Source organism: Halobacterium sp. KA-4 (assembly GCF_021028995.1).
Lineage (GTDB): Archaea > Halobacteriota > Halobacteria > Halobacteriales > Halobacteriaceae > Halobacterium.
Window position 1 is genome coordinate 1 of the sequence record NZ_JAJJZG010000054.1, and the last position, 1,092, is coordinate 1,092.

General features: G+C 54.1%; 2 protein-coding genes. One reads left to right on the forward strand and one right to left on the reverse strand.

All coding sequences use genetic code 11. The features are described from left to right. Positions 1-60: 60 nt before the first annotated feature. Entirely contained in the window at positions 61-261 is a 201-nt protein-coding gene (locus LPA44_RS17995; RefSeq protein WP_230890851.1) for a hypothetical protein, read from the reverse strand. 559 nt (positions 262-820) lie between these two features. Between LPA44_RS17995 and LPA44_RS18000 the strand changes: the two genes are divergently transcribed. Next, a complete protein-coding gene (locus LPA44_RS18000; protein WP_230890852.1) occupies positions 821-997 on the forward strand; it encodes a hypothetical protein in 177 nt (58 codons plus the stop codon). Positions 998-1,092 lie beyond the last annotated feature (95 nt).

Below are 1,092 nucleotides of genomic sequence, written 5' to 3' on the forward strand. Positions count from 1 at the left end.
TATTATATCAGATGACTTGATTAGAGACGCGTGCACTAGGTGCACAGTCTTTAGAACCGGTCAGAGAGCTCCCTTTCGTTTCCGAATAATGATTTCTCGAACCTGTTCAACGTGGTTTGTCTCTGATTGAACGAAGGCTGTGAGGATGGCCTCGACAATCTCGGAGCCAGTCGCTCCGAGATCGTCACACTCAGCGACCAGTTCATCCACTTCTTGTACGATTTCCTCGTCAACAGCGACTCCGAACTTCTCTTTCGCCATAGCTACGACCAGCTAAGAACAGCGCGCACCAAGTGTACGGCGCTTTCAATTCGTTAGAGCTGATTCGACAAAACCATGAGAACTCTTCTATGACACGCTCACCGTAGACTATCATCGCGTGACGGAGTTCGACACTCCGAGGTATCGAACAGCTTCACAGAGTGCAATATCTCCGTTGTAAAAACGAGCATTTGCGCGACGCAATCAAGCGAATTTCCGGTCACGTATAGAGCCACGATTTCGAGGAATCGTTCGAGTTGTTCGTGGCCGGGTTTGCCGACTATGTCATCCCTCTCGGGGGCAACCGGATGCTGACAACAGACGTAGATGCGGTTGTCGGCGATGATTCACAAAAAACACCAACCGATCGCCGGGGAAGGGGGATAAGTGAGGGTCAGCTCTCTGCCTTCCCATAGAACTATTACCTATCGGACCAACATCCCGTGCGGATGTCTATCAGTAGCGCTTCTTGGCCAGGGGTTTCGACGCCCGATTCGGGTAGAGTCGCTCCACCTGTGGCACCCGGGAACGCCGAGCGAAACTCCGAGGTATACGATCCGTGACGTTTATCTTCGGCTCCCCTAGGGAGTACGTCAATGAACTCCTCGCGGCCGATGACCTCGGAAGCATCCATCCCCACCCGCGGATGCAGTTCCCCGGACAATCACAGGGAACGACGCTCCAGGATCTCGAACGCTTCGACGAAACGATCGTCCCTGGTTTCGAATCCGTATGAACGTACCAACAATCGGATACGTCGGGTTGAATCACCACCACGCGGAGCCGTACCTCGCGAGCATCGCCGAACTGCCGGCGACGCTCACGGCCGCG

What these genes read in the sequence shown, in the direction of transcription:
- LPA44_RS17995 (WP_230890851.1), bottom strand. Translation starts at nt 261, where the DNA reads ATGGCGAAAGAGAAGTTCGGAGTCGCTGTTGACGAGGAAATCGTACAA.